At 64.9% G+C, this 15,685-nt stretch carries 15 protein-coding genes; 6 read left to right on the forward strand and 9 right to left on the reverse strand.

Annotated features, from left to right (window positions below; translation table 11 throughout):
• Positions 1 to 63: 63 nt before the first annotated feature.
• Positions 64 to 546, forward strand: a complete 483-nt coding sequence (locus tag FVW59_RS14350; protein ID WP_148065040.1) for an Rsd/AlgQ family anti-sigma factor — start codon at positions 64 to 66, stop codon at positions 544 to 546.
• Between the two features lie 102 nt (positions 547 to 648).
• Here the strand turns inward: FVW59_RS14350 and bamJ are convergent, their stop codons facing one another.
• Positions 649 to 1,407, reverse strand: coding sequence for a BamJ family beta-barrel-assembly machinery protein (gene bamJ, locus FVW59_RS14355; protein ID WP_148065041.1), 759 nt, complete (start codon positions 1,405 to 1,407; stop codon positions 649 to 651).
• Positions 1,408 to 1,580: 173 nt separating this feature from the next.
• The gene (locus FVW59_RS14360) at positions 1,581 to 2,048 is read right to left on the reverse strand and encodes a TIGR02444 family protein (RefSeq protein WP_148065042.1); all 468 of its coding nucleotides are present in this window, start codon (positions 2,046 to 2,048) and stop codon (positions 1,581 to 1,583) included.
• A gap of 68 nt (positions 2,049 to 2,116) precedes the next feature.
• Here FVW59_RS14360 and FVW59_RS14365 point away from each other — a divergent pair, with 68 nt between their 5' ends.
• Positions 2,117 to 4,024, forward strand: coding sequence for an ABC-F family ATP-binding cassette domain-containing protein (locus FVW59_RS14365; RefSeq protein WP_148065043.1), 1,908 nt, complete (start codon positions 2,117 to 2,119; stop codon positions 4,022 to 4,024).
• Here the strand turns inward: FVW59_RS14365 and FVW59_RS14370 are convergent.
• Positions 4,016 to 4,336: a GIY-YIG nuclease family protein gene (locus FVW59_RS14370; protein WP_148065044.1), complete on the reverse strand. Its 321-nt coding sequence runs from the start codon at positions 4,334 to 4,336 to the stop codon at positions 4,016 to 4,018. The two genes, FVW59_RS14365 and FVW59_RS14370, sit on opposite strands and share 9 nt — an antisense overlap.
• A 131-nt stretch (positions 4,337 to 4,467) precedes the next feature.
• Here FVW59_RS14370 and trxA point away from each other — a divergent pair, with 131 nt between their 5' ends.
• The 3 genes from trxA (at position 4,468) to ubiD (ending at position 7,835) form a co-directional block, all read left to right on the forward strand.
• Positions 4,468 to 4,794, forward strand: coding sequence for a thioredoxin TrxA (trxA, locus tag FVW59_RS14375; protein WP_148065045.1), 327 nt, complete (start codon positions 4,468 to 4,470; stop codon positions 4,792 to 4,794).
• 280 nt (positions 4,795 to 5,074) lie between these two features.
• On the forward strand, positions 5,075 to 6,343 hold the full coding sequence (rho, locus tag FVW59_RS14380) for a transcription termination factor Rho (protein WP_148065046.1): 1,269 nt from the start codon (positions 5,075 to 5,077) through the stop codon (positions 6,341 to 6,343).
• Between the two features lie 10 nt (positions 6,344 to 6,353).
• Entirely contained in the window at positions 6,354 to 7,835 is a 1,482-nt protein-coding gene (gene ubiD, locus FVW59_RS14385; RefSeq protein WP_148065047.1) for a 4-hydroxy-3-polyprenylbenzoate decarboxylase, read from the forward strand.
• 21 nt (positions 7,836 to 7,856) lie between these two features.
• Here ubiD and FVW59_RS14390 read toward each other — a convergent pair whose 3' ends face one another.
• The 6 genes from FVW59_RS14390 to FVW59_RS14415 all read right to left on the reverse strand — a co-directional run bounded on the left by FVW59_RS14390 (position 7,857) and on the right by FVW59_RS14415 (position 14,159).
• Complete coding sequence (locus FVW59_RS14390; RefSeq protein ID WP_148065048.1) at positions 7,857 to 9,104, reverse strand: heme biosynthesis HemY N-terminal domain-containing protein; 1,248 nt, start codon at positions 9,102 to 9,104, stop codon at positions 7,857 to 7,859.
• 3 nt (positions 9,105 to 9,107) lie between these two features.
• Positions 9,108 to 10,304 carry a uroporphyrinogen-III C-methyltransferase gene (locus FVW59_RS14395; protein ID WP_148065049.1) on the reverse strand — a complete coding sequence of 399 codons (1,197 nt, stop codon included), beginning with the start codon at positions 10,302 to 10,304 and terminating at the stop codon, positions 9,108 to 9,110.
• The gene (locus FVW59_RS14400; RefSeq protein ID WP_148065050.1) at positions 10,305 to 11,078 is read right to left on the reverse strand and encodes a uroporphyrinogen-III synthase; all 774 of its coding nucleotides are present in this window, start codon (positions 11,076 to 11,078) and stop codon (positions 10,305 to 10,307) included.
• Positions 11,068 to 11,994 (reverse strand): hydroxymethylbilane synthase, encoded by a 927-nt coding sequence (gene hemC / locus FVW59_RS14405; protein WP_148065051.1) that lies wholly within the window; start codon positions 11,992 to 11,994, stop codon positions 11,068 to 11,070. The genes FVW59_RS14400 and hemC overlap by 11 nt, the downstream gene beginning before the upstream one ends.
• A 375-nt stretch (positions 11,995 to 12,369) precedes the next feature.
• Positions 12,370 to 13,095: a LytR/AlgR family response regulator transcription factor gene (locus tag FVW59_RS14410; RefSeq protein WP_148065052.1), complete on the reverse strand. Its 726-nt coding sequence runs from the start codon at positions 13,093 to 13,095 to the stop codon at positions 12,370 to 12,372.
• Positions 13,092 to 14,159, reverse strand: a complete 1,068-nt coding sequence (locus tag FVW59_RS14415) for a sensor histidine kinase (protein ID WP_187275904.1) — start codon at positions 14,157 to 14,159, stop codon at positions 13,092 to 13,094. The genes FVW59_RS14410 and FVW59_RS14415 overlap by 4 nt, the downstream gene beginning before the upstream one ends.
• Before the next feature lie 116 nt (positions 14,160 to 14,275).
• On the opposite strand from FVW59_RS14415, the gene argH reads away from it, so the two are divergent.
• Positions 14,276 to 15,676 (forward strand): argininosuccinate lyase, encoded by a 1,401-nt coding sequence (gene argH / locus FVW59_RS14420; protein ID WP_148065054.1) that lies wholly within the window; start codon positions 14,276 to 14,278, stop codon positions 15,674 to 15,676.
• Positions 15,677 to 15,685: the final 9 nt, after the last annotated feature.

Below are 15,685 nucleotides of genomic sequence, written 5' to 3' on the forward strand. Positions count from 1 at the left end.
TGCCGCCCCCTGTAGAGCGGCATATAGTAGACGGCCAAGTCATGGCGCGAGCGAGGCCGGGACATGCCACACCGCAGTGAAGACCCAAGAGAACAATTCGAGGCGGTAGAACGCCTGCTGACTGCCTGGCTGAAGGAACGGCGCGCCCTGCTTACCCACTACACCGCGGTGGTGGTCGCCCTGGATGGTGAGCCCTCAGCCGCCAGCCTGCACCGCCGCCAGGTGGAATTGTGCGGGATGCTGGTGGATTACATATCCGCGGGGCATTTCGAGGTGTTCCACGAACTGGTGGAGGAGGCCGAACGCTTCAACGACGGCAGCTGTAACCTGGCCGCGGAACTGATCCCCGCCATCAGCGACACCACCGAAGTCATCCTCGCCTACGAAGAAAAGTACACCGGGTCGGATACCACCGACGACACCCTGTCACGGGACGTGTCGGCACTGGGAGAAATGCTGGAACTGCGTTTCGAACTGGAGGATCGGCTGATCGCCGGCCTTCACAACCGCCACCGGCGCCAGATGGCCACAGCTCGTTCGGCCTAGTCACCGGCAACACCGCGCTATCGACCGTAAAATTACCCCCGCAGGCGCGGGGGTAACGGTGGAATCATCACCCCCGCCCGGGAAGGACGGGGGCTATCGGGCTCAGCCCTCTGCGGCGGGCGCTTCTTCGGCTTCCGGCTCGACGATATCCAGCAACTCAACCTCGAACACCAGCGCGGCGTTGGGGCCGATCATGCCACCGGCACCGCCGGCGCCATAGGCCAGCTCGGAGGGAATGTAGAGCTTCCACTTGGAGCCCACCGGCATCAGTTGCAGGGCTTCGGTCCAGCCGGAGATCACCTGGCCAACGCCGAACTGCACGCTTTCACCACGCTTGTAGGATGAATCGAACTCGGTGCCGTCGATCAGGGTGCCGCGGTAGTTCACGTCCACAACATCTTCGGCACCGGGCTTCTCGCCCTCGCCCGCTTCAAGCACTTCGTACTGCAGACCGGACTCGGTGGTAACCACACCCTCGCGGGCGCCGTTTTCCGCCAGGAATGCTTCGGCGGCGGCGGCATTGGCCTCAGCCTGGGCGGCCTGGGCGGCTTCCGCCTCGGCCTGCATACGCTGCTGGTAGGCCTGCATTTCCGCCTGGATTTCCTCGTTGGTCATGCGACCTTCCTTACCTTCCATGGCGTCGCGCAGGCCGGCAGTAAAGGCGTCCACGTCCAGCGGCACGGCATCGGCTGACATGCGCTTGCCGAGACCATAGGCAATACCGTAGCTCAGGCGTTGCTGGGTGCTCTCCAGCTTGATTTCGGCGACGGCGCTGTCGGCGGCCGGCGTTTCGGCCTTCTCGTTACAGGCGGTCAGGCCGATCGCGGCAACCACAGCCAGAGGCAGTGCGTACTTCTTCATAGAGTTTTCCATTTGTCGATGAATGTATGTTATGTGCCCCGCCAACCCGTGGCTGCATCAGTCCGGGCGGGCCAACACCGCTGCGTTAAAACTGGCGGGATGCAAACGAAGCGCCCACGATAATACTACCCGCGGCACCCCCGGTGCCAGCCCGCTCGGGGACCGGAGCCGGCTCAGGCCGCAACAAGCGCCGCGGCCAGTAAAGCGGCGCGCTCATGTGCATCCCGCCTGTCGGCACCAGCAGCTCGCAATACCAGCGCGAGATTGGCGCTGGCAGTGTCCTCGCCCGGCGCTACCAGCCGGCCGCAGTCGCTGCGGTACAGGCTGTCCTGCAATTGGCGCTCAGCCTGCAGTTCCAGCGTCTTGAGCTGCTCGCGCAGGAGGGGTATCTGCGCCAGCCCCCGCCACTGCCGGCGCAATTCGCGCAGCGGAGCTATGACTGACTCGCGCAGGACGGCCGTGTCGGCAAGCAGGTTTGCCAGCTGATCCGCCTCCAGCACCCGCCCCCGGCTTGCCAGCCAGGCGGCGTAAAGCAGCAGGTTCACATCGGCGCCCAGTTCATCCTGGGCTGCCAGGCACAGGGCTTCAACGTCGGGCTTGGAGTAGTGGCTCAGTGAATAGTTCCAGAATGGGTTGTCCATGTTCCTCCGCCGGATGGCTGCCGGACGGCTGGCTCGCCCGCAGTGCAGCGAGTAGAATGCGCCGCCTTATGATCATACTACGCGATATCAGCCTGCGCCGCGGCACCCGACTGCTGCTGGACAAGGCCAACGTTACCATCCAGCCCGGGCAGCGCCTGGCGCTGATCGGTGCCAATGGCAGCGGCAAATCCAGCCTGTTTGCAATGCTGCTGGGCGAACTCGGGGCCGATGGCGGCGATATCGAGGGCATGAACAATCTGCGCCTGGCGCACATGGCCCAGGAGGTGGAGACCACCGAACTCGCCGCCGGCGAATATGTGCTGCGCGGCGATGCCGAACTGGCGCGCCTGCGGGACGCGATAGCCCGCCTTGAGGCGGCAGAAGACTACGCCGCCGCCGCGCCCCTGCACAGCGAACTGGAAGCCATCGACGGCTACAGTGCCGAGCGCCGTGTACAGCGTCTGCTGCAGGGCCTGGGTTTTGCCGATGGCGCCTGGCAGCGGCCGGTGTCTGACTTCTCCGGCGGCTGGCGTATCCGCCTTAATCTGGCGCAGGCACTGATGGCACCCTCCGACCTGCTGCTGCTGGACGAGCCCACCAACCACCTCGACCTCGACGCCACTCTGTGGTTGCAGCAATGGTTGCAGCGCTACCCCGGCACTCTGCTGATGATCTCCCACGACCGGGATTTCATCGATGCCACCTGCGAGCGCATCCTGCACATCGAGCACAGCGCCCTCAATGCCTATAAAGGCAATTACTCGGACTTTGAGGAGCAGCGTGCCGAGCGGCTCGCCAACCAGCAGGCCAGTTTCGAGAAGCAGCAGGAACGCATTTCCCAGATCGAAGATTTCGTGCGCCGCTTCCGCTACAAGGCCACCAAGGCGCGCCAGGCGCAGAGCCGGCTGAAAGAACTGGAGCGCATGCAGAAGGTGGCGCCCGCCCACGTCGACTCCGTATTCAGTTTCAGTTTTCCGGCGCCGGACAAAAGCTCCGATCCGCTGCTGCGACTGGACCAGGCCACACTCGGCTACGGCGACACCACCATTCTCTCCGGGGTGGAGATGACCCTGCGACCGGGCAGTCGCTACGGCCTGCTGGGCAAGAACGGCGCCGGCAAGTCCACGCTGCTGAAGTCACTGGTGGGCGAACTACCCCTGCTCGCCGGCCAGCGCCAGAGCGGCGAGCACTGCCGTATCGGCTACTTCCACCAGCAAACACTGGAGGCGCTGGATATGGACGCCAGCGCCGCGCTGCATGTCCAGCGCCTGAGCCCCGGGGCGCGGGAGCAGGAAGTCCTCAACTACCTGGGCGGTTTCAATTTCCGCGGCGAAGCTGCCACCTCCCCCATCCGGCCTTTTTCCGGCGGCGAGAAAGCCCGCCTGGCGCTGGCCCTGGTGGTGTGGCAAAAACCCAACCTGCTGGTACTGGACGAGCCCACCAACCACCTCGACCTGGATATGCGCAACGCCATGGAAGTGGCACTGCAGGCCTACGAGGGCGCACTGCTGCTGGTGAGCCACGACCGCCACATGCTGCGCAATACCTGCGACGAACTCCTGCTGGTCAATGGCGGGGTAGTGACGGAATACAGCGAAGACCTGCAGGCCTACGAGCGCTGGGTGCTGTCCAGCTACGATGACACGCCGCGGCAGCCGGTTGCGGGCAGTGTCCAGGAAGCCGCCGGCGACAGCGCCGCCAACAGGAAAGAGAAACGCCAGCAAGCCGCGGCCGCCCGCGCCCAGCTGCGCCCGCTGCAGCAGCGCATCAAAAAACTCGAAGCGGAGATGGCACGCGCGGAGCAGACGCTGGACGCACTGCGCGAGTCGCTGGCCGATCCCGCCCTCTACAGCGAGGACCGGCAGCAGGACGTGGCCGCCCTGACCCGCCAGGAAGGGGAACTGCAACAGCAACTGGAAACGCTGGAAGCCGACTGGCTGGAGCAACAGGAAACGCTGGAACAGTTGTCAGGCTGAACCCGCCGCACTGCGGATCAGGGCCAGTTTGCTGTCCCGGCTGAGCCGCTTGATGGCCGCTTCCCGCCGCAGCGCGGTGGAGCGGTCAGCGGCAGCATCGCACCAGCGCAGGGTGACCGGCCGGCGCCCGCGGGTATAGCGCGGGCCACCCGCCAGGTCGCCGTTGTGCTGGGCCAGGCGGCGCTGCAGATTGCGGGCGATACCGGTGTACAGGCTGCCGTCGGCACATTCAAGGATGTACACCTGCCACTCACTCTCTGCGCCGGGCGTGTGCGCCTGAACCTGCGCCGCCGCTCCAATGCCACCGGGCATATAGCCCCCCGCTCTAAACACATGACGAAATATTCCAGGGGCCTCGGTTGTGCCCCCCCGGGCCGGTGGTATGATAGCAGCCCTTGTTTCAGGCGGTTCCCCGGGGAGCCGCAATCAATCTGGAGAACACGATGAGCGAACAAATCGTACACGTCAGCGACACCTCCTTCGAAGAGGAAGTGCTGAAATCCGACCTGCCGGTGCTGGTGGACTTCTGGGCCGAGTGGTGTGGCCCCTGCAAGATGATTGCCCCGGTACTGGCCGAAATCGCCGCTGAGTACGAAGGCAAACTGAAAGTCTGCAAAGTGGACGTGGATGCCAACCCGGATGTGCCGCAAAAGTTTGGCATTCGCGGCATTCCCACGCTGATTGTGTTCAAGAACGGCAACGCCGAGGCCACCAAGGTCGGCGCACTGTCCAAATCCCAGCTGGCGGACTTCGTTCAGGAAGCCATCTAGCACCCCCGATCGGGCCCATTCACACGGGCCCGATCACCTGCTCAAACACTGCGGGGCAGGCGCCATCGGCGCTCTGGCCCCACACACAAAAAGCTGTAGACGGGTATACCGGGGCGTGCTACATTGCCTCTCGTTGCACCCTTCCGTGCCAATAATAAATCCGCTACTCACGTAATTTTACTGCTTGGAATCGCCTGGACCTCCACCCGGAGCTGTGCCAACCGGCATGTCGATTCGTAGCGCCTACCTTTCCCGAATTCAAAAATCACTCCAATTCCCTATGAATCTGACTGACCTCAAGACCAAATCCACCCAGGAACTGATCGACATTGCCAAAGAAATCGGCCTGGAAAACATGGCCCGTTCGCGCAAGCAGGACATTATCTTTGCCATCCTGAAGCGCCACGCCAAAAGCGGTGAGGACATTTACGGTGACGGGGTACTGGAAATCCTGCAGGACGGCTTCGGCTTCCTGCGCAGCGCAGACAGCTCCTATCTGGCGGGCCCCGACGACATCTACGTCTCTCCCAGCCAGATACGGCGCTTCAACCTGCGCACCGGCGACTCCATCTCCGGCAAGATCCGACCCCCCAAGGACTCCGAGCGCTACTTCGCGCTGCTCAAGGTCGGCGAGATCAACTTCAACCGCCCCGAGAACGCCAAGCACAAGATCCTCTTTGAGAACCTCACCCCCCTGTTCCCGGACCAGCGCCTGGCACTGGAGAAGGGCAATGGCAGCTCCGAGGACCTCACCGGCCGCGTGATCGACCTGGTCGCCCCCATCGGCAAGGGCCAGCGCGGCCTGCTGGTGGCGCCGCCCAAGGCCGGCAAGACCATCATGATGCAGAACATCGCCCAGGCCATCATCAGCAACAATCCCGAGTGCTACATCATCGTACTGCTGATCGATGAGCGCCCGGAGGAAGTGACGGAGATGCAGCGCTCGGTGGGCGCCCGCGGCGCCGAAGTCGTGGCCTCCACCTTCGACGAGCCGCCCTCGCGTCACGTACAGGTGGCTGACATGGTCATCGAAAAGGCCAAGCGCCTGGTGGAACACAAGCGCGACGTCGTCATCCTGCTGGACTCCATCACCCGCCTGGCGCGCGCCTTCAACACCGTGGTCCCCAGCTCCGGCAAGGTGCTGACCGGTGGTGTCGACGCCCACGCCCTGGAGCGCCCGAAGCGCTTCTTCGGCGCCGCCCGTAACATCGAGGAAGGCGGCAGCCTGTCCATTATCGCCACCGCCCTGATCGACACCGGCTCCAAAATGGACGAAGTGATCTACGAAGAGTTCAAGGGCACCGGCAACATGGAACTGCACCTGGACCGCAAAATCGCCGAGAAGCGCGTCTACCCGGCGATCAACATCCGCCGCTCCGGTACCCGTCGTGAGGAACTACTCACCGGCGAAGAGGAACTGGCGCGGATGTGGATCCTGCGCAAGCTCCTGCACGGCATGGAGGATCTGCCGGCGATCGAATTCCTGCTGGACAAGCTCAAGGACACCAAGACCAACGACGAATTCTTCATGTCGATGAAACGGAAGTAATTTCCCGCCAGTGAACTACACCGACCTGCGCAGTTTTCTCGCCATGCTGGAACAGCGTGGCGAACTGAAACGCATCGCCGCCGAGGTCGATCCCCATCTCGAGATGACCGAGATCGCCGACCGCACACTGCGCGCCGGCGGCCCCGCCCTGCTGTTCGAAAACCCCAAGGGTTACAGTACGCCTGTACTTGCCAACCTGTTTGGCACCGAACAGAGGGTCGCCCTGGGTATGGGCGCGGAAAGCATCGAGGCCCTGCGGGAGATTGGTGAAGTGCTCGCCTACCTGCGACAACCGGATCCGCCCAAGGGCATGCGGGACGCCTGGGACAAGGCGCCACTGCTGAAGCAGGTGCTGAACATGGGGCCGAAGCTGGTACGCAATCCCGCCTGCCAGTATCACGTCAAGGAGGGCGACGCGGTCGACCTCTACCAGTTGCCGATCCAGACCTGCTGGCCGGGGGACGCCGCCCCGCTGGTGACCTGGCCGCTGGTGATCACCCGGGGGCCGGAGAAGGAGCGCCAGAACCTCGGCATCTATCGCATGCAGTTGATCGGCAGGAACAAGTTGATCATGCGCTGGCTGTCGCACCGCGGCGGGGCCCTGGATTATCGCGACTGGCAACTGAAGCATCCCGGTCAACGCTACCCGGTGGCGGTGGCGCTCGGCGCCGACCCGGCCACCACTCTCGGCGCGGTGACGCCAGTACCTGATTCCCTGTCGGAGTACGCCTTTGCCGGGCTCTTGCGCGGGAGCAAAACGGAAGTGGCCGAGTGCTACACGCCTCTGTGCCGCGAACACCGCCTGCAGGTGCCGGCCACCGCCGAGTACATTCTCGAGGGCTACCTGGAGCCGGGAGAAATGGCCGATGAAGGCCCCTTCGGCGACCACACCGGCTACTACAACGAAGTGGAGCGCTTCCCGGTGTTCACTGTCGAGGCCATTACCCACCGCGAAAGCCCCATCTACCACAGTACCTACACCGGCCGTCCACCGGATGAACCCGCGGTGCTGGGCCTGGCCCTGAACGAGGTCTTCGTGCCCATCCTGCGCAAGCAGTTTCCGGAAATCACCGACTTCTACCTGCCCGCCGAGGGCTGCTCCTACCGCATGGCCATTGTCACCATGCGCAAGGAGTACCCGGGCCATGCCAAGCGGGTGATGCTGGGGGTATGGTCCTTCCTGCGCCAGTTCATGTACACCAAGTTCGTCATCGTCACCGACGACGACGTCAACGCACGGGACTGGAACGATGTCATCTGGGCCATGACCACGCGCATGGACCCGCGCCGCGACTGTACCTTTATCGACGACTCACCGATTGATTACCTGGACTTCGCCTCGCCGGTGTCCGGACTGGGCTCGAAGATCGGCATGGATGCCACCAACAAGTGGCCTGGGGAGACCAGCCGCGAGTGGGGCAAGCCGATCGCCATGGACCCGGCGGTGAAAGCGCGTATCGACGACCTCTGGGACGAACTGGGAATCTTCTAAACCCGCAATGGCAGGCCCGCGTCAGGAGCCTGCCGTCAGCCGCTTCGGCGCGGCGCGCTCCGGCATCGGCAGTTCCGGCAACTTCACGTCCCGCAGCAGCCCCTCTTCGAAGTAGCGGGCGCTGACAGTGGGCTCTCCCAGTGCGCCCAGCAGGCGACCTAGTTCAGCACAGACCTCCGGGGTGTGCCGCAACTGGTAGCTCGCCTCCATGTAATCGCGCGCCTTGCCCCACAGTTCATTGCGCGCCGACAGTCGGCCGAGACTCAGCAATAGCTGGGCATCTTCCCGATGCTCCGCCAGCCACCCCTCTGCCTGGGTGAGTTGCTTCGACGGATTGTCGCTGTGTACAAAGGCGTACAGGCGGGCCAGCTCGCTGTCCCAGTCCTGCTTGAGTGCCCGCAGGCAGACTTTCTCCGCGGCGCCGTGGGCATCCTGCGTAATCAGCAGGGCGACGTAGGCCCGCAGCAGATCGCGATCGCGCTTCCACTGGGGAGGCAGACTCTGCCAGCGCTCGTAGAGCGCATCCGCCGCGTTGTCATCTCTGGTCGCGCTGTATTGCAGGCGCCGCAGGTGTACGGTGCGCTCCAGGCTCTCCAGTTCCGCCTGCGACATCACCTTGTGTTTCGCCAGATCCGGCAGCAGGGCGGCGAGATTGTCCCAGTCCTCCAGACCGCGGTAGGCCTGGCACAACAGCTTCAGTACATGGGGGTGTTTCGCCGCGTTGCGCCGCGCCCGCACCAGGGTGGCGGCCGCCTGCTCGTATTGACCGGCGTCCAGTTTCATCTCCGCCTGGGTAAGCTCCACGGCAATGCCCGCCTCGGCATCGGAACGCTCGGCGGCGCCGAGGTATTCGCGCATCCTGTCGCTGTCTCCCAGCCGGTAGCTGGCGCGGGCGGCCACCAGGTAATTGATCAGCGGCGCCTCGTTATGGCTGGCGCCGCGCAGCAGCAGGCGGCGTGCCTTGTGCCAGTTGCCTTCGATAAAAGCGATCAAGCCGCGATTGGTGAGTCGCGCTGCCTGGCGCGATTTTCGCGCGCCCAGCCAGTGAGCCACCGAGTGCTGGCCACTGATCAGCTTGCGCAGCAGGCGCACCGTGAAATACAGCAGCAGGACCAGCGCCAGCAACAACAACAACCCCACCCAGAGACTGGTTTCCAGGGTGTAGTTGCCGTAGGCCACCAGCACATAGCCCGGGTCGGTCTCGATCACTGCCACCACACCCACACCCAGCAGCAGGGCGAGGAGGATCAGGACAAAGGCGCGGCGCATACGCTACTGCCCCTCCGCATCGGCATCCGCCTTGCGCTGCTCAATCGCCTGTTCCAGTGCGCGCAGGGAGGCGCCGATATCGGGCAATGATACGGTTACCGTTTCATCGGCAAGTTGCTGCAACCCGGCGTCGAGAGCGCGGGCTGCGTCGGTGTCGGAATCGGCGAACTGCTCCACCCAGTGACGAGCGCGCAGCAGGCTCTCGCGATAGAGGCGGGCGTTGCCGGACAGCAAGGCCACCTGGGCCTGTTCAATCAACATGCGCAGGTTCTGCCGCACCAGGCCCTCCCACTGGGGATCCATAAGCGCCTGCATGGGCACTTCGCGACGGCGGATGATGATGTAGTCGGAGAGTTTCTGCAGCGCCGCCTCATAGCCCTGTCGCAGGCGTTCGCGCCAGTCCTCGGCGGGAGCTTCCTGCAGGCGCTGCTCGGCTTCTGGCAATTCAAAGATGGCGAGGCTGGCGGCCTGTTCCGCCAGGGCGGAAAGGCGCAGGTAGAGGCCCTCGACATCCAGCGCCGGCACAGCGCGCAGGGAGGCGAGTTCTGAGGCAATGGCGGCGCGGGCATCATGCAGGCGGGTGTCGTCGAGCTGGCGCAGGATGCTGTCGGCGCTGCGCAACAGGGCCCGCGCGGACTCACTGTCACCGGTCATGATCAGGCGCTGGTTGGCCAGACGCAGCAGGTATTCTGCCTCAGCCAGCAGCCAGCCCTCGCGGTCGGTCGCATTGAAGCGGGCCAGTTCCTCGCCCTGCTGCGCTACCCGGGCCTGCATTTCGGACAACTGCTGCGAGAGGGACTGCAGGTTGTCGGCCTGCTGTGCCAGCCGCGGCTCAAGGGGAGCCAGGGCGCTGCGCAGATCGCCCTGCAGCTGCGCCTTCAGGGCGTCGTTGAACTGTCGTATCTGCGCCTGTTGCTCGCTGGCGTCCAGCACCTCGCGCTCGGTCACCGACTCCAGCAGCGCCAGGCGGTCGAGCAGCGCCGCCTCCCGCCGCTGGGCCTCCAGGACGATCCAGGCGCAGGCGCCAGCCAGCGCCAGCAGCAGCAACAATACGAAGGTCGCGAGGACCGGAAAGCCGCCCCTGGCAGGCTGAATATCCTGATCGAAGCGGTCGCTGGCAGCTACCGCTGCCGGAGCATGCGCCTCTGGCTTTTCGGCCGGAGATTCTGGCGCCGCCTTATCGTTGTCCTTATCGCTCACTCAATTTTCTCCAGTCTCTTGCCGCCACAGATCCAGGGCATCGAGCATGGCGCCGTCGGAGGCATTGGCCGCCACCCTCACCCGCTCCAGCCCCGCGGCACGGGCCTGTTCCGCTACCCGCTGCGAGGGCACGATGAAAGTAGTCTGCCACAACTGGGCGGATTCTTCCGCACCCAGCAACGCCAACAGATTACCCAGACCCTCGCCACTGCTGATCAAGAGGACATCAATCCGCCACTCGGCAAGGCGCCCGGCCATCGCCCCCGCCGGCAAAGTCACCGGCAAACGTCGATAACAGGCCAGCTGGTCTACCCTGGCACCGCGCCGCTGCATTTCGTCGCGCAACCATTCGCGGCCACCGCGCCCTTTGACAATCAGCGCACGCTGGCCGCCGAGCTCGCGCAATGCGGGTAACTGCAGCAGCCCCTCACTGTTCATCTCGGTCCCGGGCAGCTGGGCAACAATCCCGCAGTCCCGCAACTGGCTGGCAGTGCCCGACCCCACCGCATACCAGTTCACCCCCAGCGGCCACTGCGGCCAGTAGCGTTCCAGCCAGGGCATTGCAAAGCGCACGGCGTTGCCGCTGATGAAAATCACATGCTGGTACAGGTCCAGGTCCAGGACGCACTGGCGTGCAGTCGGCTCCAGGTCGGGCAGTGGCTGCAGTTCGATGAGTGGCTGGTGATAGACACGCAGGCCGCGTTGCTGCAATGCAGTACAGAGCGCCTGCGCCTGGCCTTCGGGCCGGGTGACCAGAACCCCGCTAGCGCCCATAGACCTCCGCCAGGATTTCGCCGGCGCCCTGGCGCAACAGGTCTTCTGCCACGGCGATGCCCAGCGCTTCCGCCCGGGCGGCCGGCGCGCGCGCTTCGGCGCGTAGCAGCAGGGAGCCATCGGGACGCCCGACCCGGCCACGCAACCACAGCTCATCGCCCTCCAGCTCGGCATAACAGGCGATGGGCACCTGGCAGCCACCTTCGAGGCGGCGGTTGAGCGCGCGCTCGGCGCTGACACAGAGAGCGCTGGATTGGTGGTGCAAGGGCTGCAACAAAGCCAGGGTGTCGCTGTCGTCGCTGCGCAGCTCTATCCCGACCGCGCCCTGGCCACCGGCCGGCAGTGACAGGCCATGTGGAATGCGCTGGCGGATACGCTCGCCCAGTTCCAGGCGCAACAGGCCGGCGGTGGCGAGAATGATGGCATCGTACTCGCCCTCATCCAGTTTGCGCAGGCGGGTCTGCACATTGCCGCGCAGGAACTTTACCTGCAGATCCGGCCGCTGCTGGCGCAGCTGGCACTCCCGGCGCAAACTGGAGGTGCCGACTACGGCACCCGAGGGCAGGCTGTCCAGCGCATCAAACTGATTGCTGACAAAAGCGTCGGACGGGTCTTCCCGCTCGCAGATCACACCGAGCATCAGGCCTTCGGGGAATTCCATCGGCACGTCTTTCATGGAGTGCACGGCAATATCGGCGGAACGATCCAGCAGCGCGGTTTCCAGCTCTTTCACGAACAGCCCTTTGCCGCCGACTTTGGACAGGGGCACGTCCAGCAGCTGGTCGCCGCGGGAGGTCATGCCCAGCAGTTCAACTTCAAGCCCGGGGTGGGCGCGCTGCAGGGCATCGCGCACGAACTCGGCCTGCCACAGGGCCAGCAGTGATTCCCGGGTTGCGATGGTGATACGGCGCGACATGAAAGGGTTTCCAGCATTAAAGGGCGCATGATAGCAGCCGGGGGAGTGCTCAGCGAATAACGGGCCGCTGTAGAGGGAGTCTTATCCTTGAACAGGAGCCCTGCACGTATGGACAGCGGCTCTGTAGGTCGGGAGCGATCAGGGGGTGTGTCTCCCCGGACACGCTACAAGCACGTCCATGTGCGCTCTTTGACGGCCATCCATGGCCGTCAACGGTCCGGGGAGACACACCCCCAGCTCGCCCCCTGGCACAGTGCGTAATTCCATGGCACTCAAATCAAGGTAATGAGTTTGAAAAGTCCACCTGTAGAGCGCGCACGGTGGCCGGGGCTCTTCCGGGACCGTCAGCGGGATCAGGAAAATCAATAGCTCCCCTCATCGGCCCAACAACCGCTCTTTCACCGCCGCAAGATGACGGCGGCTCACCGCCGGGCGCTGCTCGACACCTTCCAGTTCCACACACCAGCCCTCACTGTCGCGCGCCAAACGGCGCACAAAGCGCACAGCCACCAGCGCATTGCGGTGCACCCGCAGGAACTGCTCGCCAAATTCCTGCTCCAGATCCTTCAGTGCATCGGGCAGTAACAGCTCGCGCTGCGGTGCGTAGGCCGTCACATACTTCTGCTCGGCCAGGAAACAGCGTATCTCCGCCACCGGCAGCGTCTCCAGTCCGCGGTGCCCCTGGCTGCTGACCTGGCTCCGGTGCGGGGCGGCCTCCCCGCGCAGGGCCGCCACCTGGGCGCGGTTGACCCGCCCGGCCTGGTTCAGCGCCTGCTCCAGTTCCACCTCCCGCACCGGCTTCAACAGGTAGGCCACCGCCTGGTGACGCAGGGCATCGAGGGCGTACTCGTCGTAGGCAGTGCAGAAGATCACTGCCGGCGGCTGCTCCTGCGCGGCCAGGTCCGCAGCCAGCGCCAGGCCACCGCGACCCGGCATGCGCACATCCAGCAGCAGAAGTTCGGCGTCGAAGTCCCGCAGCAAGGCCAGCGCCGACTCCGCACTGTCCGCGCTGCGGCACTCTGCCTCGGGCCGCACCCTGGCCAGCAGACGCTGCAGGCGCTCCCTGGCCAGCGGCTCGTCATCGACAATGAGCACTTTCACTCACCCACCTCCGCCGCGCGCTGACAGGGATAGTGCAAGTGCACCTGGAATGACCCGCTCTCCCGCCGCCACTGCAGCCCGGCAGCATCGCCGAACTGCCCGCGAAGACGCTGGCTGATATTGTCCAGGGCGATGTGCAAGCCGCCCGCGGTTTCGTCCGCCGGCACCGGGTTGTCTATCCTGACCTGCAACTCACCCTCCCGGTGGGCGATCGCCACCTCGATCCGACCGCCATGCGGCAGGCGCGCAATGCCGTGGTACACGGCGTTTTCCACCAGCGGCTGCAGCACCAGGCTCGGCATCGGCAGGGAACGGGCACTGTCCTCCACCCGCCACTCCACCTGCAGGCGCTCCCCCAGCCGCAGCTGCTCGATACCCAGGTAGAGCTCGCACAGGCGCAATTCATCCGCCACGGTCAGCGTCTCGCTGGCTTCCCGCAGGCTGCAGCGAAACAGCTCCGCCAGGTCTTCCACCGCTTTTTCGGCGACCTCGGGGCGGGTTTCGATCAGGCTGGCGATACTGTTGAGGGTGTTGAACAGGAAGTGCGGGCGAATACGGGCGCGCAGGGCATCCACCCGCGCCTGTAACTCGGAGCGCTCGCGCAATTGCAGTTGCTGTTGCAGGTAGAAGTAACGCAGCGCCACGCCGGCGGCGACCAGCGCCACCAGCCCGTTGCGCAGCAATGTCCAGCCCTCTACCCGGCCGGGCGCGGACAGCGGGTAGACCCAGGAACTGGCGACAGTGCTGAAGGCGGTGACCAGCAGCACCAGCGCCAGGCTGCAAAGCGTGGCAGTGACGGTACCGAGGCGGGCAAAGGTCGTTCGCAGAAGGCACACCAGGGCGGTGCTCAGCAGCACCACCCACTGCACGAACAGAGAGGCCGTGCCCAGCAGGTTCCAGTCGAAGTGCGGCAGGCCGGCTTCGGCCAGGGTGTATACCAGCACCAGTAGCTGGGCCAGCAACACGATGAAAAACACCTGTCGCGCACCGCACAGATCGGGGATGAAAAACTCCCCCGGGTTGCCTTCCCGGCCCCCCGCTCGCCCCCTCGTGCCAGGCTGCATGCTTGCGCTCCCCCTGATTATTAGCTGGTATACTTGCATCCCGCTTTCGCACGGACAAGTGCGATCACACCGCGCCACCCGGCGCTACCGCCAACCAAGCAGGACTCAAGGGCAGCATGAGCAAGGAACAGGACACCAGCAAACTGTGGGGCGGCCGCTTCACGGAAGCCACCGACAGCTTCGTACAGCGCTTCACCGCCTCGGTGAACTTTGACCAGCGCATGGCCGCCGAGGACATCGAAGGCTCCCTGGCCCACGCCAGCATGCTCTGCGAAGTCGGTGTGCTGAATGCGGCGGAACTGGAGCAGATTCGCAACGGCCTCGGCCAGATCCGCCAGGAGATCGCCGAGGGCCGCTTTGAGTGGTCGGTGGAGCTCGAAGATGTGCACATGAACATCGAGTCGCGCCTGACCCAGCTGATCGGCAGCACGGGCAAGAAGCTGCACACCGGGCGCTCGCGCAATGACCAGGTGGCCACCGATATCCGCCTCTACCTGCGCAAGGCCATCGACGCCATCGCCGCGGAGCTGTCCCGCCTGCAACTGGGCACCATCGGCCTGGCCGCGCAGCACGCCCACACAGTGATGCCCGGCTTTACCCACCTGCAGACCGCCCAGCCGGTGGCCTTTGGCCACCACCTGCTGGCCTGGAACGAGATGCTGGAACGCGACTACGGGCGCCTGCAGGACTGCCGCGCGCGGCTCAACCAGTCGCCGCTGGGGGCCGCCGCCCTCGCCGGCACTACCTACCCGATTCGCCGCGATCTGACCGCCGCCGCACTGGGTTTTGACAAACCCACGGAAAACTCCCTGGACTCGGTCTCCGACCGCGACTTCGCCATCGAATTCTGCAGCTTCGCCGCCCTGCTGCTCACCCACCTGTCGCGCATGAGCGAGGAACTGGTGCTGTGGACCTCGGCGCAGTTCAACTTCATCGAGCTGCCGGACCGCTTCTGCACAGGCTCTTCCATCATGCCGCAGAAGAAGAACCCCGACGTGCCGGAACTGGTGCGCGGCAAGACCGGCCGCGTCAACGGCCACCTGGTGTCCCTCCTCACCCTGATGAAGAGCCAGCCGCTGGCCTATAACAAGGACAACCAGGAGGACAAGGAACCGCTGTTCGACACCGTGGACACTGTACTGGACTGCCTGCGCGCCTTCGCCGACATGGTGCCGGCCATCCGCGCCCGGGAAGACAACATGCGCGAGGCCGCCCGCCGCGGCTTCTCCACGGCTACCGACCTGGCGGACTACCTGGTGCGCAAGGGCCTGCCCTTCCGCGACGCCCACGAGGTGGTCGGCAAGGCCGTGGCCCACGGTGTAGCCAGCGGCCAGGACCTGGCGGAAATGTCGCTGCAAACCCTGCAGGGCTTCCACGCCGATATCGGCGAGGACGTGTTCGAGGTGCTGACCCTGGAGGGTTCACTGGCGGCCCGGGATCACCTGGGTGGCACCGCGCCGGCACAGGTGAAAGCCGCCGCGGAGCGTGCAAAGGCGAAAGTGGAGGCGCGCTCCTGAGGCCCCGGA

It is taken from the genome of Parahaliea aestuarii (assembly GCF_008064635.1).
GTDB classification, from domain to species: domain Bacteria; phylum Pseudomonadota; class Gammaproteobacteria; order Pseudomonadales; family Halieaceae; genus Parahaliea; species Parahaliea aestuarii.

What these genes read in the sequence shown, in the direction of transcription:
- FVW59_RS14350 (WP_148065040.1), top strand. Translation starts at nt 64, where the DNA reads ATGCCACACCGCAGTGAAGACCCAAGAGAACAATTCGAGGCGGTAGAA.
- bamJ (WP_148065041.1), bottom strand. Translation starts at nt 1,407, where the DNA reads ATGAAGAAGTACGCACTGCCTCTGGCTGTGGTTGCCGCGATCGGCCTG.
- FVW59_RS14360 (WP_148065042.1), bottom strand. Translation starts at nt 2,048, where the DNA reads ATGGACAACCCATTCTGGAACTATTCACTGAGCCACTACTCCAAGCCC.
- FVW59_RS14365 (WP_148065043.1), top strand. Translation starts at nt 2,117, where the DNA reads ATGATCATACTACGCGATATCAGCCTGCGCCGCGGCACCCGACTGCTG.
- FVW59_RS14370 (WP_148065044.1), bottom strand. Translation starts at nt 4,336, where the DNA reads ATGCCCGGTGGCATTGGAGCGGCGGCGCAGGTTCAGGCGCACACGCCC.
- trxA (WP_148065045.1), top strand. Translation starts at nt 4,468, where the DNA reads ATGAGCGAACAAATCGTACACGTCAGCGACACCTCCTTCGAAGAGGAA.
- rho (WP_148065046.1), top strand. Translation starts at nt 5,075, where the DNA reads ATGAATCTGACTGACCTCAAGACCAAATCCACCCAGGAACTGATCGAC.
- FVW59_RS14390 (WP_148065048.1), bottom strand. Translation starts at nt 9,104, where the DNA reads ATGCGCCGCGCCTTTGTCCTGATCCTCCTCGCCCTGCTGCTGGGTGTG.
- FVW59_RS14400 (WP_148065050.1), bottom strand. Translation starts at nt 11,078, where the DNA reads ATGGGCGCTAGCGGGGTTCTGGTCACCCGGCCCGAAGGCCAGGCGCAG.
- hemC (WP_148065051.1), bottom strand. Translation starts at nt 11,994, where the DNA reads ATGTCGCGCCGTATCACCATCGCAACCCGGGAATCACTGCTGGCCCTG.
- FVW59_RS14415 (WP_187275904.1), bottom strand. Translation starts at nt 14,159, where the DNA reads ATGCAGCCTGGCACGAGGGGGCGAGCGGGGGGCCGGGAAGGCAACCCG.
- argH (WP_148065054.1), top strand. Translation starts at nt 14,276, where the DNA reads ATGAGCAAGGAACAGGACACCAGCAAACTGTGGGGCGGCCGCTTCACG.